Annotated in this window: 20 protein-coding genes; 11 read left to right on the top strand and 9 right to left on the bottom strand. The window is 65.9% G+C overall.

Features of this window, described 5'->3' with window-relative positions; translation table 11 throughout:
- Positions 1–47 precede the first annotated feature (47 nt).
- From J2805_RS11255 to J2805_RS11265, 3 genes are all read left to right on the top strand, one after another.
- Positions 48–587: a flavin reductase family protein gene (locus tag J2805_RS11255; protein WP_396134303.1), complete on the top strand. Its 540-nt coding sequence runs from the start codon at positions 48–50 to the stop codon at positions 585–587.
- Between the two features lie 72 nt (positions 588–659).
- Positions 660–2,114, top strand: coding sequence for a 4-hydroxyphenylacetate 3-monooxygenase, oxygenase component (hpaB, locus tag J2805_RS11260; RefSeq protein ID WP_309976097.1), 1,455 nt, complete (start codon positions 660–662; stop codon positions 2,112–2,114).
- A gap of 218 nt (positions 2,115–2,332) precedes the next feature.
- Positions 2,333–3,664, top strand: a complete 1,332-nt coding sequence (locus tag J2805_RS11265) for an MFS transporter (RefSeq protein ID WP_309976099.1) — start codon at positions 2,333–2,335, stop codon at positions 3,662–3,664.
- A gap of 73 nt (positions 3,665–3,737) precedes the next feature.
- Here J2805_RS11265 and J2805_RS11270 read toward each other — a convergent pair whose 3' ends face one another.
- On the bottom strand, positions 3,738–4,235 hold the full coding sequence (locus J2805_RS11270; protein ID WP_309976101.1) for a hypothetical protein: 498 nt from the start codon (positions 4,233–4,235) through the stop codon (positions 3,738–3,740).
- A 153-nt stretch (positions 4,236–4,388) separates the two neighbouring features.
- On the opposite strand from J2805_RS11270, the gene J2805_RS11275 reads away from it, so the two are divergent.
- Positions 4,389–5,441: a C2 family cysteine protease gene (locus tag J2805_RS11275; RefSeq protein WP_309976103.1), complete on the top strand. Its 1,053-nt coding sequence runs from the start codon at positions 4,389–4,391 to the stop codon at positions 5,439–5,441.
- Between the two features lie 9 nt (positions 5,442–5,450).
- Positions 5,451–5,741, top strand: coding sequence for a hypothetical protein (locus tag J2805_RS11280; RefSeq protein ID WP_309976104.1), 291 nt, complete (start codon positions 5,451–5,453; stop codon positions 5,739–5,741).
- A gap of 55 nt (positions 5,742–5,796) precedes the next feature.
- On the opposite strand, the gene J2805_RS11285 is transcribed toward J2805_RS11280, so the two are convergent.
- The 5 genes from J2805_RS11285 to J2805_RS11305 all read right to left on the bottom strand — a co-directional run bounded on the left by J2805_RS11285 (position 5,797) and on the right by J2805_RS11305 (position 10,760).
- Positions 5,797–6,624 carry an alpha/beta fold hydrolase gene (locus J2805_RS11285; protein WP_309976106.1) on the bottom strand — a complete coding sequence of 276 codons (828 nt, stop codon included), beginning with the start codon at positions 6,622–6,624 and terminating at the stop codon, positions 5,797–5,799.
- A gap of 4 nt (positions 6,625–6,628) precedes the next feature.
- Positions 6,629–6,958 carry a biotin/lipoyl-containing protein gene (locus J2805_RS11290; protein ID WP_309976108.1) on the bottom strand — a complete coding sequence of 110 codons (330 nt, stop codon included), beginning with the start codon at positions 6,956–6,958 and terminating at the stop codon, positions 6,629–6,631.
- Positions 6,951–7,976 carry an alpha-ketoacid dehydrogenase subunit beta gene (locus J2805_RS11295; RefSeq protein ID WP_396134317.1) on the bottom strand — a complete coding sequence of 342 codons (1,026 nt, stop codon included), beginning with the start codon at positions 7,974–7,976 and terminating at the stop codon, positions 6,951–6,953. The genes J2805_RS11290 and J2805_RS11295 overlap by 8 nt, the downstream gene beginning before the upstream one ends.
- Before the next feature lie 25 nt (positions 7,977–8,001).
- On the bottom strand, positions 8,002–9,144 hold the full coding sequence (locus J2805_RS11300; RefSeq protein WP_309976112.1) for a thiamine pyrophosphate-dependent enzyme: 1,143 nt from the start codon (positions 9,142–9,144) through the stop codon (positions 8,002–8,004).
- Between the two features lie 230 nt (positions 9,145–9,374).
- The gene (locus J2805_RS11305) at positions 9,375–10,760 is read right to left on the bottom strand and encodes an amino acid permease (protein WP_309976115.1); all 1,386 of its coding nucleotides are present in this window, start codon (positions 10,758–10,760) and stop codon (positions 9,375–9,377) included.
- Positions 10,761–10,933: 173 nt separating this feature from the next.
- Here J2805_RS11305 and J2805_RS11310 point away from each other — a divergent pair, with 173 nt between their 5' ends.
- From J2805_RS11310 to J2805_RS11335, 6 genes are all read left to right on the top strand, one after another.
- On the top strand, positions 10,934–11,404 hold the full coding sequence (locus J2805_RS11310) for an Lrp/AsnC family transcriptional regulator (RefSeq protein WP_309976117.1): 471 nt from the start codon (positions 10,934–10,936) through the stop codon (positions 11,402–11,404).
- Between the two features lie 143 nt (positions 11,405–11,547).
- The gene (locus J2805_RS11315) at positions 11,548–12,258 is read left to right on the top strand and encodes an NUDIX hydrolase (protein WP_309976119.1); all 711 of its coding nucleotides are present in this window, start codon (positions 11,548–11,550) and stop codon (positions 12,256–12,258) included.
- Positions 12,255–13,571: a quinolinate synthase NadA gene (gene nadA / locus J2805_RS11320; protein ID WP_309976121.1), complete on the top strand. Its 1,317-nt coding sequence runs from the start codon at positions 12,255–12,257 to the stop codon at positions 13,569–13,571. The genes J2805_RS11315 and nadA overlap by 4 nt, the downstream gene beginning before the upstream one ends.
- A gap of 41 nt (positions 13,572–13,612) precedes the next feature.
- The gene (nadB, locus tag J2805_RS11325; protein ID WP_309976327.1) at positions 13,613–15,334 is read left to right on the top strand and encodes an L-aspartate oxidase; all 1,722 of its coding nucleotides are present in this window, start codon (positions 13,613–13,615) and stop codon (positions 15,332–15,334) included.
- Positions 15,331–16,254, top strand: coding sequence for a carboxylating nicotinate-nucleotide diphosphorylase (gene nadC, locus J2805_RS11330; RefSeq protein ID WP_309976124.1), 924 nt, complete (start codon positions 15,331–15,333; stop codon positions 16,252–16,254). Before nadB ends, nadC begins: the two co-directional genes overlap by 4 nt.
- 6 nt (positions 16,255–16,260) lie before the next feature.
- On the top strand, positions 16,261–17,415 hold the full coding sequence (locus J2805_RS11335) for a cysteine desulfurase family protein (RefSeq protein ID WP_309976126.1): 1,155 nt from the start codon (positions 16,261–16,263) through the stop codon (positions 17,413–17,415).
- Between the two features lie 17 nt (positions 17,416–17,432).
- Here J2805_RS11335 and J2805_RS11340 read toward each other — a convergent pair whose 3' ends face one another.
- The 3 genes from J2805_RS11340 to J2805_RS11350 form a co-directional block, all read right to left on the bottom strand.
- Positions 17,433–17,939 carry a GtrA family protein gene (locus J2805_RS11340; protein ID WP_309976128.1) on the bottom strand — a complete coding sequence of 169 codons (507 nt, stop codon included), beginning with the start codon at positions 17,937–17,939 and terminating at the stop codon, positions 17,433–17,435.
- A 41-nt stretch (positions 17,940–17,980) separates the two neighbouring features.
- Positions 17,981–18,817 carry a fumarylacetoacetate hydrolase family protein gene (locus tag J2805_RS11345; protein WP_309976130.1) on the bottom strand — a complete coding sequence of 279 codons (837 nt, stop codon included), beginning with the start codon at positions 18,815–18,817 and terminating at the stop codon, positions 17,981–17,983.
- A 72-nt stretch (positions 18,818–18,889) separates the two neighbouring features.
- Positions 18,890–19,456 (bottom strand): DM13 domain-containing protein, encoded by a 567-nt coding sequence (locus J2805_RS11350; RefSeq protein WP_309976132.1) that lies wholly within the window; start codon positions 19,454–19,456, stop codon positions 18,890–18,892.

Here is a 19,456-nt window from a genome sequence, read left to right on the forward strand (position 1 = left end):
TCAACTATAGAATAGTTCAAATATAGAACGGCTAGTCAAAGGGATCAATGATGATTGCCAGGCCCCGTCCGGGAGGGGCGCCCGAAGTCGTCGGCAGGACCTCCGCCCCGCGTGCCCATCATTTCCGCGGCAGTCTCGGCAGGTTTGCCACGGGGGTCGCGATCGTGACATTCGACGGCCCCACCAAACGCCACGGCATCACCGTCAATTCGTTCACATCCGTGTCCATGGAGCCGCCCCTGGTCCTGGTCAGCATTGCGCGGACCGCGAAAGCGCATGACGAGCTGGCCGGCCGTCCGTTCACCGTAAACATCCTGGGGGCCGAACAGCGGCAGCTGGCCCTGCACTTCTCCGGCCGCCCGGGGCCCCAGCCCCGATGGGTGGAAGGCGAGACGGCGCCACGGCTTTCCGGAGTCCTCGCCTACTTCGAGTGCAAGCCATGGGCGGAGTACGACGGCGGCGACCATACCCTCTATCTCGGCGAGGTGGTGGATTTCAACTACCGCAACGGCGATGCCCTGGCGTTCGCCAACAGCACCTTCACCACCATCCCTGAGAGCCAGTTGGGCATGGAGGACCTTCTCTAGCCTTGCCATCCCCGGTCCGCGGGGACGCCGAGCCAATCCCACTGCAGATCAGCATCGACTGGAGGAATAACAATGGGTATCCGTACCGGCCAGCAGTACCTGGACAAGCTCAACGCCATGACGCCCCATGTGGTGATCGACGGGGAAGTGGTCAGCGAGAAAATCGCCGAGCACCCGGCGTTCCGCAACGTTGCCCGGTCCTACGCGAAGCTCTTTGACATGCAGCATGACCCCGCCTACCAGGAAGCACTGACGTACACCTCGCCGTCCACCGGCGACCTGGTGAATGCATCCTTCCTGGTCCCCAGGACTGTTGAGGACCTGCAGCGACGGCGCAGGGCTATTTCCACGTGGGCCGAAGCCTCGAACGGTTTCCTGGGCCGCACGGGAGACTACATGAACTCCTCTCTCACAGCTCTCAGTACCGCAGAGAAATGGTTCGGGCAGGCCGATCCCAGATTCGCCGAAAATATCCGCAACTACTATGAGTGGGCGCGAGAGAATGACGTCCTGGCCACTCATACGCTGATCCCGCCGCAGGTCAACCGCTCCGTCTCGGGTTCTGAGCAGATGGGCGGGCAGCTGACGGCCCACATCGTCGAGGAACGGGAGGACGGGATTGTGATCAGCGGCGCCCGCATGCTGGCTACCATCGCCCCGATTGCCGATGAACTCCTGGTGTTCCCGTCCACCGTGCTGCGCGGCACGCCGGAAGATGCTCCGTACTCCTTCGCATTTGCCATTCCCAACGATGCGCCGGGCTTGCGCTACCTCTGCCGCACCTCGCTGTACAACGGCGGCAGCACCCATGACGAACCGCTGGCATCGAGATACGAGGAGATGGACGCCGTCGCAATCTTCGACAACGTGTTCGTGCCGAGCGAACGGATCTTCATGCTCGGCAACCCGCAGCTCTGCAATGCCTTCTACACCGAGACCGGCGCGGGTGCCCTGATGACCCACCAGGTGGTCACCCGGACCATCGCCAAGAGCGAGTTCTTCCTTGGCCTGGCGTCCGAGCTCGCCGATTCGATCGGGATCGACGGCTTCCAGCACATCCAGGAGGATATTGCGGAACTCATTATCGACGTCGAGATCGGTAAGGCGCTGGTCAGGGCGTCCGAGGCGGACGCCCAACTCAACGAGGCGGGCATGATGCTGCCCAAGTGGTCCACCCTGAATGCCGCCAGGAACTGGTACCCCAAGATCGCCCAGCGCTTCCCGCAGATCATCCGGAAGTTCTCGGCGTCCGGGCTGATGGCGCTGCCGGGGGAGGCGGACGTTAACAGCGAGGCCAGGGCGGACATCGACACGTACCTGCAGGGCAAGACGCTCACCGGCCCCGAACGCGTCCGCCTGTTCAAGCTGGCCTTCGATGCGTCGATCTCCGGGTTCTCCGGCCGGCAATCCCTCTACGAATACTTCTTCTTCGGTGATCCCGTCCGGATGGCCGGCGCCCTCGTGAACACCTATGACCGCGAGCCGGTCCGGGCCCGGGTCCGGGAATTCCTCAACCGGCAGAACTGAACCGGCAGGACTGAACGGGCGGTGCTCCGCCCGGCCGCGCTCCGGCCATCCTGCCCGCCGCCCTGGCGGGCGGGAAGGCGTCCATAAGAATTTAGTGCGCTTTGTCACACATTCGAGTATCCTCATACCTACTGACCGTTCGATCGGTAAATCGCTCGACGTCAATCCACCTCGGTAGTAGCACTTCCGGTAACACTGCCCCCAGCCATGGAGTTCCAATGACCGCAACTTCACACGTCGATTCGGAGACGGGTCCCAGCAGCAAGCATGAGGAACGCAAAGTCCTCGCGGGGACCTTGGTCGGCACCACCATCGAGTGGTACGACTTCTTCATCTTCGCCCAGCTGACGGGCACCCTGCTGTCACCGCTGTTTCTAACCCCGCTACAGCAGTCCAACCCCGGACTGGCCCAGATCCTCTCGTTCGCCCTCATCGGCATCAGCTTCCTCTTCCGCCCGCTCGGGGCTGTCATCGCCGGCCACCTCGGAGACCGGTTGGGCCGCAAGGCCATGCTGGTCTTCACGCTCGTGATGATGGGTGCCGCGACGGCGCTGATCGGCGTCCTGCCCACCTACACGCAAATCGGGGTCTGGGCTCCGATCCTGCTGATCCTCCTCCGGATCATCCAGGGCTTCTCCGCGGGCGGTGAATGGGGCGGGGCTGCCCTGATGGCCGTGGAGCATGCACCGATGAGCAAGCGCGGCATCTTCGGCGCATATCCCCAGATCGGCGTTCCCGTCGGCATGATCCTCGCCACCGGCCTGCTGTTCTTCCTGCGGAGCGGCATGTCGCCTGCTGATTTCGACGCGTGGGGCTGGCGTGTACCGTTCCTGCTGTCCATCGTGCTGATTGTGGTGGGGTACCTCATTCGCCGCGCTGTTGCGGAGAGCCCCGTCTTCCGGGAGATGGCCGCACGCAAGGCCGAGAGCAAGGCCCCGCTGGGAGAGCTCATCCGTCACCACAAGAAGCCGGTCCTCTACTCAACGATGATCTTCATCGCCAACAACGCCGCCGGATACCTCCTGATTGCTTTCTTCATTTCCTACGCAACGCGCTCGCTGCAGATGCCCGCACCGCAGGTCCTGCTCGCCACGACACTTGCCTCCTTCGGCTGGCTGATCTTTACCCTTGTGGGCGGCTGGCTTTCGGACAGGATCGGCCGGGTCAAGACCTTCCTGACGGGCTATGCCATCGTCTTTGCCTGGATGATTCCGATGTTCGCCCTCATCGACACCAAGGACATCGTGCTCTACGGCGTGGCGCTGTTCGTCCTCACCATCGGCCTGGGCCTGTCCTACGGCCCGATGTCCGCCATGTACGCGGAAATGTTCCCGGCGAACGTCCGCTACTCGGGCATCTCAATCGGCTACGCCTTCGGCGCGATCCTGGGCGGTGCGTTCGCCGCCACCATCGCGGAGTGGCTGCTGCAGACCACCAAGTGGACCGGATCCATCGGCATCTACATCATGATCCTGTGCGTCATTTCCGTGGTCGGTGTGCTTCTGGCAAAGGAGACCAAGGGGAACCTGCTGGGTGTGAGCCGCCACTAGGCGGAGCCCGCAAGCAGCAAGGCGGCCGGCACGGACCGAAGGGTCTGTGCCGGCCGTTCTTTTTCACCGTGCCTTACGAGCCGTACGGTGGAAGAGACATGTCGCAGTCACCGGCCTTCAACGGCGCCTCCAGCACCAGCAGAGTGTTGCCCTTTGCTGAGAGGTTTACCTCGGCGCCGTGGGGGTCCTTTGACTTGACAGTTGTCCAGCCTCCGGGAACGTCCGACAGCTTCTCCACCTTGGCGAAGTGGAACTTTTCAAGTACCGGATTAACCGTAGCCATGACTTCCGTGAAGGCGGGGGAGACCGCCTCGAGGTTCTGCTTCGATTCGTAGGACGCCGGATAAAAATCACAGACTCGTCCGTCTTTGTCGAGTTCCAGGCTTTCCGTTGACTCCCTATTCCATTCAACGGACGGGAACTTTGCCGAGAGGGCTGCCGTCAATTCCCGCGTCATGGACCGGTAGTGGGGCACGCCATCCTCAATGGACAGCGGCTCTGCGGCCGAGCAGCCGGAGATCAATATCGCCAGGATTCCGGCAGCAGCTGCCCATGGTCGTGGTACATGCATCGATAGCGCCTCCTGGCTGACGTCGGTCCTATCAACATACTGTGACCGGAGTGCCGGTGCCATGGGCAGGGCAACCCATGGCAGGCCGCCCGGCTGCTGTCCATACTGGAGGTTCGCCGGCTGGACCGTCGAGACTTACGGAAAGGGACCGCAATGGGGATCTACGGTGCAGACACAGCGCAGCTGCGCGAATTGGCGAAGGCCATGATGCAGGGGAGCGAACGGCTGGCCGCCGTGAAGAGCCAGCTCGGAACGGCAGTGGCGCAGTCACCGTGGGGTGGTCCTGACGCCCAGTCGTTCAGGGAGGACTGGCGGTCCGGGCACAGCCGGGTGCTCGCCTCCGCGATCTCCGGCCTGGAACTCCAGGCGAAAGTCCTGTCTGCCAACGCCCAGGAGCAGGAAACCGCCAGTCGGGCGTCGGGCGGCGGCCCGGGCGCTTCCGGCGGTGAGCGCTCCACTGCCGACCGCGACCGGCCGGGATCCCCGGATCCGGGCGGCCTCGGCGGCTATGACCCGCTGCCCGGCTACATCCCGCTCGACGATGACGCCTTGGACCCGACCAACATGCACCAGGGATCCATCGGGGACTGCTGGCTTCTGGCGGCACTTGGAGCCGTCGCCAAGGACGATCCCGGATTCATCCGCGATCACATGTGGCAGAACCCCGACGGCACGTGGACGGTCAAAATGTACAGGGACGGAGAGCCCGTCTACATTCAGGTGGAGCCCAAAGTGGTGGAACTGGGCGCCAAGGATGCCGACAAGAACGCCAACTGGCTTTCGGTCTACGAGAAGGCGGCAGCCGAGTACTACGGCGGATCCTACGATGACATCGACGGCGGGCATTCGAGCGACGGGTTCGAAGCCATCACCGGCCAAGATGCCGACAAGACCGGCGACATCGGCTTCGATGAGCTGAAGGACAGGCTGGCTGATGGTCCGGTGGCGCTGGGCACTGAAGTCAGAGGAACCTGGTGGCCGCTGGACGACGAAGTGGATGACAACCGGATCGTTCCCAACCATGCCTATATCGTGGACCGGGTCGAAGAAAGGAACGGGCAGACCATGATCCATGTGCTCAACCCATGGGGGCCGGACGGCGGGATGTACGACGGGCACCAGCGGGCGGGAGACATCTGGCTGACTGAAGATCAATACAAAGAGAACTTTGCCACCGTCTACTCGGCTCCATCAACGAAGGACTAGGGGAGCATTATGAATGCCGTACAGCAAGTCACCGCAAGCCAAGGCTCCCAGCCGACGTTTGCGGGAGTCCGTGTGGGAATCTTCCAGGCTGGCGAGCCGGATGGTGTGCTGACCGTCCGGCTCCTGCTCAGGAACGAGCGTGAAAACCGCTACGTCGATGTTGTACCTGGCGGCGCTGTTGACCTTTTCGGCCAAGGCGTCCTGACAGTGCAGGACATCCGGCTGGGCAGGGAATCAGGGTCCGGCCGGGATGTCGTCGTCCTGGCGTTCGAACCTTCACCAACTGGTCCGGCAGTCTGACGGCACGGCCGCGGCCCGGCCCGGAAATCAGACCCCGGAAATCAGACCCCGGGAATCAGACGCTGAGGAAATCGATAGCGCCCTGCTTGAACGCCCTGCTGGTGATCACATTGCTGTGGTTCCGGCCCGGTATCAGCAGCTGTTCCACGAGCGTCCCCGATTTGGCGCCCAGTTCGGCGAGCTCGGGCATGGTCGCGGCGCGGTCGTCCTTCTCGCCGGCCACCAGCAGCATGGGCATGTGCGGGACGGCTTCGGCGGGATCGAACGGCTCGCCCTTGATCGCTTCCACGAGGGACAGCAGCGCAAAGACGTTGTTGCTGGGCAGTCCCTGGGCCATTTTCAGCAGCCCGGCAGTGGACTCGTCCGCGATGGGCGTGCCGTCTGCCAGGTGGCGCTGCGCGGCCACCAGGTCAAAGGCTGCCAGCGGGTCCGCGATGTTGGGGCCTCCGAGCACCAGCCGGTGAACCAGTTCCGGCTGGGTGGCGCCGAATTCCCAGGCGAGCCGGGATCCCAGGGAGTAGCCGATCACGTCCAGCCCGCTGACCGGGTCGCCGTCCCGCAGCGGCCGGACGCCGGCGTCGAACGCCACCTGCAGGAGGTCCGCCCGGATCCTGCTCGGGCTGTACGAGTCCATGTCCTCCGGGGCTCCGCTGCGGCCATGGCCCGGCAGATCCACAGTGATGACGCGGCGGCCGGCTTCCAGCAGGGCGGTAAGCCAGCCGGTGTCCTGCCAGTTGAGCCTGGTGGAGGAAGAGAAACCGTGGAGCAGCAGGACGGGCCGCAGCCCGGCGTCGGCCGCCGGCTCATGCACCTCCACATAAAGCTGGGGGTCGGTGCCCTCCACGGTGTGGTGGTGCTGTTCGCCGGTGTGCCTGCCGCTCATCGTGTCAGTCCTCATCAAGTACGGCGCTCAGGCGGACCCGGCGCTTCGGTGCCTCTTCCTTCGGGACCGTGCCCACGATGCCGGCGGTGTTGTCCGGCACCTCAAACACAATCAGGGGCTCGCCGACATTGATCTTGTCGCCGGGCCCGCCGTGGATACGCACCACTTTACCTGCCTGCGGACTGGGCAGTTCAACAGCCGATTTGGTGGTTTCAACCTCGACGAGGGGCTGGTTCCGTTCCACCTGGTCGCCGGGTGATACCAGCCATTCCAGTACGGTCGCCTCGACCAGGCCCTCGCCGAGATCGGGAAGCGGGAAGGAAATTTCAGCCACGGCGGTACTCCAATACTCGCTGGATGCCGAAAAGGATCCGGTCAATGTTGGGGATGTATTCGTCTTCGAGGTCGCCTGAGGGATACGGGACGTCGAAGCCGGTGATTCGTTCCACGGGAGCCTTGAGGGTGTCGAAGCAGCCCTGCGTGATCAGCTGGGCCACCTCGGCGCCCAGCCCTGAGGTCAGCGGTGCCTCATGGACGACGACGGCGCGCCGCGTCTTCCGTACGGACGCCACCAGCGCGGCCTCGTCGATGGGCTTCAGCCAGCGGAGGTCCAGGACCTCGACGTCGATCCCGTCCTCGGCGGCGAGTTCTGCCACCTGGAGGCAGCGGGCCACCATGGCGCCCCAGGCGACGAGGGTCAGGTGCCGGCCCTCGCGCATGACCTTGGCGCCGGTGGGGGAGCCCCCGGAGGCGGACGGGTCTGCGGAGTCAAAGTCGACCTCGCCCTTTTGCCAGTAGCGGGACTTTGGTTCCATGAAGACCACCGGGTCCGGCCGGGTGGCGGCGTACTTGAGCAAGTGGTATGCCTCGTGCGGATTCGACGGCGAAACCACTTTGAGGCCTGGAACGTGGGCGAAGAGTGCCTCGAGGCTTTCGCCGTGGTGTTCGGGGGCCCGGATGCCGCCGAAGCTGGGTACACGCAGGGTAATCGGCATCGGCATAGTGCCCCGGCTGCGGTAGTTCATCCGGGCAATCTGGCAGACGATCTGGTTGATGGCCGGATAGGCGAAGCCGTCGAACTGGACCTCGGGGATCGGGTGGAAGCCCGCCATGGCCAGGCCCACGGACATGCCGAGGATGCCGGATTCGGCAAGCGGAGTGTCGAAAACCCTGCCGGGTCCGTACTTCGCCTGAAGCCCGTCCGTAATGCGAAAGACCCCGCCCAGCCGGCCGCAGTCCTCACCGAAGATCAGCGTTTTCGGGTGCTCGGCCAACACCTCGTCGAGGGCGCGGTTCAGCGCCTGCTGCATGGAAAGCTGTTCAATTCCGTGGCGTGGAGTTCCGTCGGCCATGGCGGCCTCGCTCTCAAGGGTGGCGTTAGACATGTTCGGACTCCTTGCGCCAGTTGGCTGCCTGGGCCTGCAGTGCAGGGGTGGTTTCCTGGAAGACCAGGTCGAACATTTCGCTGCCGGGGCGGGAGCCCAGCGCCTGGATGCCGGCGCGGATTTCTTCCTCTTCGGCTTTGGCGGCGGCGAGGGCTTCGGCGAAGAAGGCATCGTCGGCGACGCCGTCGGCGAGCAGCCGCTGCCGGAACCGTTCCAGCGGGTCCTCCCCGGCGCCGTCGCGCTCTTCATTCAGCGAGCGGTACCGGCCCGGATCATCGGAGGTGGAGTGCGGGCCGCGGCGATAGGTCATCGCCTCGATGAGTGCCGGGCCGTTCCCTGCCCGGCAATGCGCAAGGGCCTTCCGGGTCGCTTGGACCACGGAGACGACGTCGTTCCCGTCAATCCGCAGCGCCGGTATGCCGTATCCGGCAGCGCGGGAGGCCACGGAGCCGCCGGCCACCTGGCGTTCCGTGGGGACGGAGATGGCCCAGCCGTTGTTCTGGACGAAGAAGACCACCGGGGCCTTCAAGACGGCAGCGAAGTTCATGGCCTCATGCACGTCGCCCTGCGAGGAGGCGCCGTCACCGAAGTAGGTCATGGCCACGCCGAGGGTATGGTCGGCAGTGTTAGTCCCGGGAGTGTTTGTCCCGACAGCGCCTGTCCCGGCGGTGCCGGCCAGCGTCTGGCCGTGGGCCCAGCCCACGGCGTGCAGCACGGAGCCGCCCACCACGGCCTGGATCGGCGCGAGCCGGGACTCCCGGGGATCGTACAGACCGCCGTGCCAGGTGGCCTTGTGCGTGGACATGTAGGCCACCATGTCGACCCCCATGGCCCGGGCAACCCCCATTTCGCGGTATGTGGGGAAAACGAAGTCGCGGGCGGTGTCCACGGCGTACCCGCTTCCCACCTGGGCCGCTTCCTGCCCAAGTTCGGGGGCGTAGCCGGGGATAAGCCCCTGCCGCTGCCAGGCGATGGCCGAGGTATCAAGGTGCCGCACGGCCACCATCAGCGAATACAGTTCGCGGAGCTGGCCGGCGGTCAGCGGCTCAGCCGGGAGGCCGGACAGCTGCTCGTGAAGCGGTTCCGGCGGCGGGGCGGCGTCGTTGCCGGCGGCCGGGCTAAGCGGGGTATCCATAAATGTGACCCTAGTCACCGGCGGATAGCTGGGCAATCAGTCCATGAATCACTGACCAGATTGCCGAAAGCTGCCAGCTGTGGACCTGAATCGCATAGCAATTTGTATAGCAGTCGCGGGGTGGTGCCCGGCGGCCAGGTCACCCAACTGAGTCGCAGTTAATGTCGTTTTGAGCGCTCATAACGACATCTATTGCGACCTGGTTGGGTGGCGGCCTGGCTGGGGTGAAATTATCGGGTAAGGCTGTCCTGGCGTGATGCGGCGACCTTGGCGCCGATCCGGCATGCCGCGGCGATGGCGGCAATCAGGATGATGGTGCTCACCAGCTGCCGGCTGCTGTCGGCGTTGCTGAACCCGACGGCGAAGATCAGGGCCAGCAGGACCAGCCCGAAAATCGTCAGGCCCGGGAAGCCCTTCATCCGGAGCGGAAGTTCGGTGCCGTCGCGGTCGGCCCTGCGGCGCAGGATCAGCTGCGAGACGAGGGCCGAGCCCCAGACCATGAGGCAGGTGGAGCCCACGAGCTGGAAGAGCGCCGGCAGGATCTGTTCCGGGAAAAGCAGCTCCAGCACGGCGGCAATGAAGCCGAACGCCACGGACACGCCGACGGCGACCATCGGCACCCTGGCCTTGTTCAGCTTCGACAGGAAGAGCGGGGCTTCGCCGCGCTCCGCCAGGGAGTAGATCATCCTGGATGCGCCGTAGAGGTTCGCGTTGAGTGCGGACAACAGGGCGACGACTGCCACGAGGGTGATGGCTGCGCCGGCTCCGGGGATCCGGGCGGCATCGAGGACTCCGGCGAAGGGCGACGCCAGTGATTCGGACGTGGCGGGCAAGACGGCGGCAATGACAAAGACGGAGCCGATGTAGAAGACGAGGATCCGCCATAGCACCGTGCGGATGGCCTGGCCCACGCTGTGGCGGGGGTTCTCGGTTTCGGCTGCGGCCACGCTCACGATCTCGGTGCCGCCGAACGCGAAGATCACCACGAACAGCGCGGCGGCAATTCCGCCGAGGCCTTCCGGGGCGAAGTTCCCGGTGATGTTGGCCAGGCCCGGGCTCGCTACGTCCGGGAGCAGGCCCAGGAGCAGTGCGGTGCCGACGCCCAGGAACAGCAGGATCGCGGCGACCTTGAGGATGGCGAACCAGAACTCAAATTCGCCGAAGTTGTTCACGCCCGCGAGGTTGATGGCGGTGAAGACGGCCATGAACGCCAGGGCAAGTGCCCAGACGGGAATGACCGGCCACACGGTGAAGAGCAGGCCGGCCGCGCCGAGAGCCTCGGCTGCGATGACCACCACCAGCTGCAGCCACCACAGCCAGCCCACTGTGGCGCCGGCGGTGCGTCCCATGGCCTTTTCGGCGTAGACGGAGAAGGCGCCGCTGTTCGGGTTGGCCGCGGCCATTTCGCCCAAGGCCCACATCACCAGGATGATCAGGGTGCCGGCTACGAGGTAGGAAATCAGCACGGCCGGCCCGGCGGCCTGGATGCCTGCTCCCGAGCCGAGGAACAGCCCGGCCCCAATGGCGCTTCCCAGCCCCATCATGGTGAGCTGGCGGGGTTTCATGCTGTGCCCAAGAGTTGTGGCGGGGCGCTCTGCGGTGGACTTCATTGTCATGCTTGCGAACCTTCTTGTGGTCGGTGGTGTGGTCCTTGTGGGACATCTTGAATTTACCGTCCCGGGCAGGTCTCTCCGCGCACCATCCGTGAGAGCATGGTGGCAGTTTTCAGGTGCATCGTCCTTTTGTTCGGCGATTTGTTACTTAGGCGGGGACCTTGGAAGGAAATTCGATGAATGTGGACGTCATGGACGCTAAAATTGTCCGGTTCTTTACGGATTCGCCCAGGGCTTCGGTGCTTGAAGCCTCGCGTGTCCTGAAGATCGCCCGGGCCACCGTCCAGTCGCGGCTGGACCGGATGGCGGCGGGCGGGGTCATCGGATCTTGGGTGCCCCAGCCGGATCCGGCCCACTTCGGTTATCCGGTGGTGGCATTCTGCTCGCTCACCATCAATCAGGACCTGGGTCATGATGCGGTGGTGGAGGCGCTGGCCCGGATCCCCGAACTGATCGAGATTCACACTGTGTCCGGCAGCTCGGACCTGATGGCCCGGATCGCGGCCAGGTCCAACCCGGACCTGCAGCGGGTCCTCGATGCCATGATTGCCACCAGGACGGTGCTGCGGGCCTCGTCCGTGATAGTCCTGAACACCCATTTCCAAGGCCGCACGCTGCCGCTGCTGGAAGCTGCTGCCGCAATGTGACCTGAAACATTTTGCCTACGGGCGCCACAGCCGTACCATTAGTTCTAGTCAACTTGACTATAACTAACGGAGCGCCCCACGGACGGGACGCCGGACGAAGCCCAGAGGCGCCAGCGGGCGCGCGGAAAGCGGGGTGAACCGCCGTGTACACCAGCTCAGCCAACGTCGCCGAGCGGCAGGCCGCCCCGCCGTCGCTGGCCATTTCCACGGTGATCTTCGCCCTCCGCCCCAGCGAGAAGTCCGGGCGCCCCACCCTCTGGATCCCGCTGGTACGCCGGATCCGTGAGCCGTTCAAAGGACTCTGGGCCCTGCCCGGGGGGCCGCTGACCCACACGGAATCCCTGCAGGACGCGGCGTCGCGGAACCTGCGGGAAACCACCGGGCTGGCACCCGAATACCTCGAGCAGCTGTACGCGTTCGGCGGCCTCCACCGCTCACCGACCCAGCGCGTGGTGTCCATCGTGTACTGGGCGCTGGTGCAGCCCACTGAGGCAGCGCTCGCCGACGAGTCGGAAAACGTCAAGTGGTTCCGGGCGGACCGCCTGGGAGACCTGGCCTTCGACCACAACGCGATCGTGGATTACGCCCTCTGGCGCCTGCGGAACAAGCTGGCCTACGGCTCCGTTGCCTACCACCTGCTGGGGGAGTACTTCACCCTGGCCCAGGTCCGGGAAGTGTACGAAGCAGTCCTGGACCGTGAACTGGACCCCGCCAATTTCCGCCGACAGCTCAAGTCAACGCCGGAGATCGAAGAAACCGGCGAATACCTGCAGGGCGGCAAACACCGCCCTCCCCGCCTCTACCGCTTTACCGGCCGCCCCGGCCTTGACCCAGATAACAGGAGCACACCATGAGCAGCGTCAACACGGCAATCCAGTTGATCACTCGCGAACAGGCCGAACAGAAAGCTCTGGGTCTGGCGACCGGAGCCGCCGCCACTTGCAGCCCGGCACTGGCGCGCGGACCATGGGACTACGATCTGGCCGAGGCCCTCGCCGGCGTGCCCGCGTATGGCCCGGGCGCCTCGAGCGCGGACGTTGCCCCGGCCGCCACCCCGCGCCAGGGCCAGCTGCCGGAGGAATACAAAAAGGCCAGTGACGCCGAACTGGACGCCCGCATCCGCGCCGCCAAGGCGACCCTCGGGGAGAAGGCCGTCATTCTCGGCCACTTCTACCAGCGGGACGAGGTCATTGAATACGCCGACTTCGTGGGCGACTCCTTCCAGCTGGCCAATGCGGCACTGACCAAACCGGACGCCGAGGCAATCATCTTCTGCGGCGTGCACTTCATGGCGGAAACCGCGGACATCCTGTCCAAGCCCGACCAAGCCGTCATCCTGCCGAACCTCGCCGCCGGCTGCTCGATGGCGGACATGGCGGACATTGATTCCGTGACCGAGTGCTGGGAGCAGCTCGAAGAGCTCTACGGCACCGAGCCCGACGCCGACGGCCGGGTTCCGGTCATTCCTGTCACCTATATGAACTCCTCCGCAGCGCTCAAGGGCTTCTGCGGCGAGCACGGCGGCATTGTGTGCACGTCATCCAACGCCGCCACCGTCCTCGAATGGGCCTTCCAGCGCGGCCAGCGGGTCCTGTTCTTCCCCGACCAGCACCTGGGCCGCAACACGGCCAAGGCCATGGGAGTGCCAATGGAGCAGATGCCCATGTGGAACCCGCGCAAGGACCTCGGCGGCAACGACGAACAGACCCTGCTCGATTCCCGGGTGATTCTCTGGCACGGTTTCTGCTCGGTGCACAAGCGCTTCAATGTGGCCCAGATCGAGAAGGCCCGCACCGACTTCCCCGGCGTCAACGTGATCGTCCACCCCGAGTGCCCCATGGAAGTAGTGGACGCCGCCGATTCCGCAGGATCCACCGACTTCATCAGGAAGGCCATCGCCGCGGCCACGGAACCCACCACGTTTGCCATCGGCACCGAGATCAACATGGTCAACCGGCTGGCCGCGGAATACCCGCAGCACACCATCTTCTGCCTGGACCCGGTGATCTGCCCGTGCTCCACCATGTACCGGATCCACCCCGGCTACCTCGCCTGGGTGCTGGAGGCGCTGGTCAACGGGGAGATCCTCAACCGCATCACCGTGGACGACGACGTTGCAGCCCCGGCGCGCGTGGCGCTTGAACGGATGCTGGCGGCCCGGCCGTGACCAGGCCCGGTAGTGCCCGGAAAGCGGCCGACGGCGGTGCGATCGGCTACGGCGGCGCCCAGGGAAATCCGACGCGGCCCCGCCGCCTCGTGGTGGTTGGCAGCGGAATTGCCGGGCTGTACGCAGCGTTGCTGGCGGCCGACGCCGAAGGAGGCGCCGCGGCCGAGGTGGTGCTTCTCAGCAAGGGGCAGCTGGAACACAGCAACACGTTCTACGCGCAGGGCGGTGTGTCCGCGGTGCTGGAACCCGGCGAAGCCGCCCCGGGAGACTCCGTGGAGGCCCACGTCGCGGACACACTGGCAGCCGGAGCGGGACTGAACAACACGGAAGCCGTCCGGATCCTTTGCACGGAAGCCGCACGCGACATCGCAGGGCTGCGCCGGTACGGAGTCACGTTCGACGCCGATGCGCAGGGGGACACCGCGCTGGGGCTGGAAGCTGCCCATTCAGCGCCGCGCATCCTGCACGCCGGCGGGGACGCCACCGGCGCCCGCATTGCCCGCGGCCTGATCGCCGCCGTCCTGGAGCGGGCCGTGTCCGGCCGGCTCCGGCTGGAAACCGGCGCCTTCGTTACGGAGCTGACGACGGCGGATGGCCGGGTGACCGGGGTTGAGTACCTGCAGAACGGTGAACGGAAGAGCCTGCCGGCCGACGGCGTGCTGCTCGCCACCGGCGGTGCCGGCAGGGTCTTTGCCCGCACCAGCAACCCCTCGGTTGCCACAGCGGACGGACTGGCGCTCGCGTGGCGGGCAGGTGCCGCTGTGGGCGACCTTGAATTCTTCCAGTTCCACCCCACCACCATGGCGATGCACGAGGTGGCAGGCGGACCGCCGCCACTGCTGGTTTCCGAAGCTGTCCGCGGCGAAGGAGCAGTGCTGCTCGATGCCGACGGTTACCGCTTCATGCCGGACCATCACCCGGACGCCGAGTTGGCACCCCGCGACGTCGTCTCCCGCAGCATTGCGCTGCACCTGGCCCGCACCGGGGCGCCGGCGGACAGCCCGGTGTTCCTGGACGCCCGGGGGATAGAAGCCAGCAGGGGCCCCGGCTTCCTGGCACGGCGTTTTCCCACCATCAACGCCGCCACGGGGGCCGCAGGCTACGACTGGACGGCCGAACCGCTCCCCGTGTCCCCGGCAGCCCACTACTGGATGGGCGGGGTGTCCACCGATCTTGGCGGACGAACCTCCGTCCCGGGCCTCTACGCCGCGGGCGAAGTGGCGTGCACCGGTGCCCAGGGCGCCAACAGGTTGGCCAGCAATTCGCTGCTCGAAGGACTGGTTTTCGGGCGACGCGCTGTTGAGTCCTTCCTTGGTGCTGAACCGTCGCACGACAGCACTGCTCCGCGTGCTGCCTCGGCCGCTGGCGGCCTCACCTTGACGCACGCTTCCGCAGCACTGTCGCGCGACGTAATCGGCCGGGAAGGTTCAGCGACTGAGCCCGAAGGTGTTGTTACATCCTGGTCCGAGGCCGGGGTGTTTTCTCGGGAGGCTCTGGGGCGGTTGATGACTGGTGCTGCCGGGGTGTTGCGGACCGGGCCGGACCTTGATGCTGCAGCCGCACAGCTTGCCCTCTGGGCGGGCTCCATTGACAGTGTTGAAGCGAGCTGCCCGCGGGAGTTTGAGGACCGCAACCTGCTGCTGGCCGCGCGGCTGCTTGTGGCGGCCGCCCGGAAGCGGACCGTATCCGTGGGCGCGCACTACCGGGCCGATACCGACCACGCGTCAGCCCCTACCCATTCCATGCAAAGGATTTCGTCATGACCACCACCGCCCCGGAAACGCCGGCCCTGACGGCCGGTGAGCTCACCGGCACCCTGCCCGAAGCCGCCGTGTTGAGTGTGCTGCGCGCTGCGCTCGCCGAGGATGCCCCGTACGGCGACATCACCTCGCAGGTTCTTATCCCGGCGGACGCACGCGCGACAGCGATGCTCAACGCCCGTGTCGCGGGGGTCCTGAGCGGGGGAACGGTGTTTGCTGCCGCCATGAAACTCACGGACCCGGACGCCATCGTCGAGCTGCTGGTGGCGGACGGCGAGAGGTTCGGCGCGGGCACGCCGCTGGCCAGGGTGACCGGCAACGCCCGGGCAGTCCTGCTGGCGGAACGCGTGGCCCTGAACCTGGTCCAGCGGATGAGCGCGATCGCCACTAAGACGGCCGAATTCGTGGACCTTGTCCAGGGGACCAGGGCACGGATCACGGACACTCGGAAGACGACGCCGGGCCTGCGGGTCCTGGAGCGCTACGCGGTACGGTGCGGAGGCGGCGCCAACCACCGTTTCAGCCTGTCCGACGCCGTGCTGGCCAAGGACAACCACCTCGCGGTCATCACCGGCGGGGACCCGGCAAAACTTACGGCGGTGCTCCGCGCGGCCAAGGCACAACTCGGCCACACCACCCACTTCGAGGTTGAGGTGGACCGCATGGAACAGGTGGAGCCCGTCCTTGCCGCCGGGGTGGACACCATCATGCTGGATAACTTCACGCTCGAGGAACTGGCCGTCGGCGTTGCCCTGGTGGACGGACGTGCCCGGGTGGAGGCCAGCGGGAACGTCAACCTCCAAACGGTGGCAGCGATCGCCGCCACAGGCGTGGACGTCATTTCCATCGGCGGCCTCACCCACAGCGTCATCGCCCTCGATCTGGGCCTCGACATTGAACTGCTAGAACTGACAGCGGGCTGAATCACCATGATTTTCCTGGACGCAGCGGCCACCACGCCCGTCCGCCGCGAAGTGCTGGAAGCCATGTGGCCCTACCTCACCGGCGACTTCGGAAATCCGTCGAGCCACCACTCGCTGGGCGAGTCTGCCGCTGCGGCGCTCGCCGGCGCCCGCACGGGCACCAGCAAGGCGCTGAACTGCCGGCCGGCAGAGATCACGTTCACTTCCGGCGGAACGGAGGCTGACAACCTCGCTGTCAAGGGCATCGCCCTGGCGCGGCAGGCAGCCGACCCCACGCTCAACCGTGTGGTGATCAGCGCCGTCGAGCACCCCGCCGTGGAGGAGTCGGCACGGTACCTCGAACGGTTCCACGGGTTTGCCATCGACGTCGTCCCGGTGGACGGCTTCGGGCAGGTCACACCGGAGGCCCTCGCCGCCGTACTCCGGCCGGAGACGGCGCTGGTCAGCATCATGTACGCGAACAACGAGGTGGGGACGGTCCAGCCGATCCGGCAGCTCTCCGGGCTGACCCGCGAACGGGGAATTCCGTTCCACACGGACGCGGTCCAGGCCGCTGGCTGGCTGCCGCTGGACACCAAGCTTCTGGGCGTGGACGCCATGAGCATCTCCGGCCACAAACTGGGGGCACCAAAAGGCAACGGAGCGCTGTTCGTGCGGAGCCGTACCCGCATCGAGCCGCTCCTCCATGGCGGTGGGCAGGAACGCGGCCGCCGCTCCGGAACCGAGAATGTTGCCGGCGCCGTGGCGTTGGCAACCGCACTGTCGCTGGTCCGCCCCGAACAGGGTCTGCCTGCGCTTGTCACGGCCCTGCGGGACAACTTCATCGGGGAGGTCCTGGCCGGCGTTCCCGGCGCTCAACTGACAGGTCACCCGGTGGACCGGCTGCCCTCAGTGGCGTCGTTCTGTTTCCCCGGAACCAGCGGGGAGTCGGTGCTCCTGGAGCTGGAGCGGCAGGGCGTGGTCTGCTCCAGCGGATCGGCCTGCGCCGCCGGATCGGATGCTGCCTCGCCGGTCCTGCTGGCCATGGGCATTCCGTCCGAAGTCGCCCAGACCGCCGTCCGGTTCAGCTTTAATGCCACGATTACGGCGGAAGAACTGCAGGAAGCGGCGGCAGCCGTTCGCAGCGCCGTCGGCAGCGTGCTGACCTTGGGCATCCGCTAGGCGCCGACTGTCCGGCGTCAGCGGTGGCGTGCTCGGCGGAAGATCCAGTGCCGCAGCAGCACAAAACGCACCGCCGTGGCCAGGAATCCGGACAGCGTGGTGGTCCACAGCTCATCGGACATGGTGGCGTCCGGATTGATCCAGTGCAGCACGCCAAGGCTGCCACCCGTGATCACCAGCGCAATCACGATGACCACCATGCCGCTGAGATGGTCCCTGGCAAGTTTTCCGTTTCCGGCGATCTTGAACGTGAGGCGCCGGTTCAGGGCCGTATTCATCACCGAGGTAATGATCAGCGCTGCGGCGTTGGCCAGCTGGGGTCCCAGCCACGGCCGGAGCAGGGCGTACAGGGCCAGTGACGTCAGTGTGCACACGATGCCCACACCCGTGAACCGGAGGAGCTGCCGGACCGCGGGAAAACGAAGGACGCCACGGTAGTGCTTCGTGGCTGGCGCGCGCCGGACGGCCGTGCCGGAATCGGACTGTTGCGTCAGCGGGGCGGCGGCCGCAGCAGGTGATTCCATCGCTCAAGCCTGCCACACCGTGTTGCCGAATCCCGTCAGGCCTAGCCCGTCACCGGGTTGGTCAGTTCCCCGATACCTCCCACCCGGCACGTGACGGTGTCTCCGGGGTAAAGCCGCGCGCATTCGGCGGGGAACCCCGTGAGGACCAGGTCTCCCGGGTGCAGCGTCATGAAGGACGTCAGATACACCAGGATTTCGTCCACGCCCCAGCCGAGGTCCGCTGAGCTGGCGGGCCGCAGCTCCGTGCCGTTGTGCACGATGCCGATGGACAGGGCGGTGCTGTCCAACGTCCTGTCCAGGCCTGTCACGATCCACGGTCCTACCGGAGTGAACGTGTCCTGGCTCTTGGCGCTGATCCAGAGGTCGTCCGTTTTCTGCAGGTCGCGGGCCGTGACGTCGTTGCCAATGGTGAACCCCAGGACGGCCGTCCGTGCATTCTCCAAGGTCAATCCGCGTGCTTGGCGCCCGACGACTATAGTCAGTTCCGCTTCCGGGTCCACGTGCCCAATGCCCGGCGCGAGTTCGATGGCATCGCCCGGTCCCACCACGCTGGTGGCCGCCTTGTGGAAGGCCTGGGGCGGGAGGTCCCGGCCGGCCTGGCCGGTGTTGTGAGCCATGCCGAGGACGTTGGCCGGACTGCTCGGAGCGAGGAAAGTGAAGGAGTCTTCACCGACCATGGAGCCATGGTGCCAGCCTTCCCGCGGAGCAGCCGCCGCGTTCGCCAGGGATCCGGGAAAGGGGCTGTCGATAACTGTCCAGAGTTTTCCCGCATCGCTGCCGAAGTCCGCGGCATCGTTGGCCACGAAGAACTGTTCCAGCTCTGAGGCAGGGGCGTGCGGACGGACTCGCGCGATGCGGCGCGCTGGGATGGCGGTCATCATGACATCCTATGTCCTGTCCGGGACCTGGGCGGAGTGTGTCGTCCTCCCGGTCGCGGCCCCTTCAGAGCGTCAGGCCAGGGCTGCTGATCCGAATGCCACGCTGAACCTGTCGCACCAGAGCACCAGGGTGTCCAGGCCGGTGAGGTCTGTTCCCGGAGGCACCGCGTAGTTCTGGTTGCCGTGTGTTGCCTTGACGGGGCCAAGATCCAGGAACCTGCCGGAACGGTATTTGAACCAGTCCCCGCCTGCCTCGAGATTACTGAGCCATACCTTGACATCGGGGCCGTCACTGCTGGCGAGGTTCTCGAGTCTGACCACATAGGAGCCGTCAGGCAGCTGCACCAGGCTCGCGTTGCCGGACGTGGGATGTTCCTGGGACTGGAAGGGGCCTGTGGCCAGAACGTTGGGCCCGATGGCTGCCGTAGCGGCGGGAGCGGGCTGTGAAGCGACCGGCGGCGAACCGGCCTGCGGCGAACCCGCCGCTGCGGTTGCTGCAGGGCCCGGCGTCAGGGGTTCATCGATCGAACTGCTGGTGAACAGTCGCCAAGGCTGGAACAGGAGCATTCCGGCAACGAGCAACACCAGGAAAGCCGCGGAGGCCAAAGCCAGGAAGGTACGTCGTCGGGGTTTGCCCAT

Source organism: Arthrobacter oryzae (genome assembly GCF_031454875.1).
GTDB lineage: Bacteria > Actinomycetota > Actinomycetes > Actinomycetales > Micrococcaceae > Arthrobacter > Arthrobacter oryzae_D.

Bases quoted from the DNA above. Each gene is read 5' to 3' on its own strand.
- J2805_RS11255 (WP_396134303.1), top strand. From the start codon at position 48: ATGATGATTGCCAGGCCCCGTCCGGGAGGGGCGCCCGAAGTCGTCGGC.
- hpaB (WP_309976097.1), top strand. From the start codon at position 660: ATGGGTATCCGTACCGGCCAGCAGTACCTGGACAAGCTCAACGCCATG.
- J2805_RS11265 (WP_309976099.1), top strand. From the start codon at position 2,333: ATGACCGCAACTTCACACGTCGATTCGGAGACGGGTCCCAGCAGCAAG.
- J2805_RS11270 (WP_309976101.1), bottom strand. From the start codon at position 4,235: ATGCATGTACCACGACCATGGGCAGCTGCTGCCGGAATCCTGGCGATA.
- J2805_RS11275 (WP_309976103.1), top strand. From the start codon at position 4,389: ATGGGGATCTACGGTGCAGACACAGCGCAGCTGCGCGAATTGGCGAAG.
- J2805_RS11280 (WP_309976104.1), top strand. From the start codon at position 5,451: ATGAATGCCGTACAGCAAGTCACCGCAAGCCAAGGCTCCCAGCCGACG.
- J2805_RS11285 (WP_309976106.1), bottom strand. From the start codon at position 6,624: ATGAGCGGCAGGCACACCGGCGAACAGCACCACCACACCGTGGAGGGC.
- J2805_RS11295 (WP_396134317.1), bottom strand. From the start codon at position 7,976: ATGGCCGACGGAACTCCACGCCACGGAATTGAACAGCTTTCCATGCAG.
- J2805_RS11300 (WP_309976112.1), bottom strand. From the start codon at position 9,144: ATGGATACCCCGCTTAGCCCGGCCGCCGGCAACGACGCCGCCCCGCCG.
- J2805_RS11305 (WP_309976115.1), bottom strand. From the start codon at position 10,760: ATGACAATGAAGTCCACCGCAGAGCGCCCCGCCACAACTCTTGGGCAC.
- J2805_RS11310 (WP_309976117.1), top strand. From the start codon at position 10,934: ATGAATGTGGACGTCATGGACGCTAAAATTGTCCGGTTCTTTACGGAT.
- nadA (WP_309976121.1), top strand. From the start codon at position 12,255: ATGAGCAGCGTCAACACGGCAATCCAGTTGATCACTCGCGAACAGGCC.
- nadC (WP_309976124.1), top strand. From the start codon at position 15,331: ATGACCACCACCGCCCCGGAAACGCCGGCCCTGACGGCCGGTGAGCTC.
- J2805_RS11335 (WP_309976126.1), top strand. From the start codon at position 16,261: ATGATTTTCCTGGACGCAGCGGCCACCACGCCCGTCCGCCGCGAAGTG.
- J2805_RS11340 (WP_309976128.1), bottom strand. From the start codon at position 17,939: ATGGAATCACCTGCTGCGGCCGCCGCCCCGCTGACGCAACAGTCCGAT.
- J2805_RS11345 (WP_309976130.1), bottom strand. From the start codon at position 18,817: ATGACCGCCATCCCAGCGCGCCGCATCGCGCGAGTCCGTCCGCACGCC.
- J2805_RS11350 (WP_309976132.1), bottom strand. From the start codon at position 19,456: ATGGGCAAACCCCGACGACGTACCTTCCTGGCTTTGGCCTCCGCGGCT.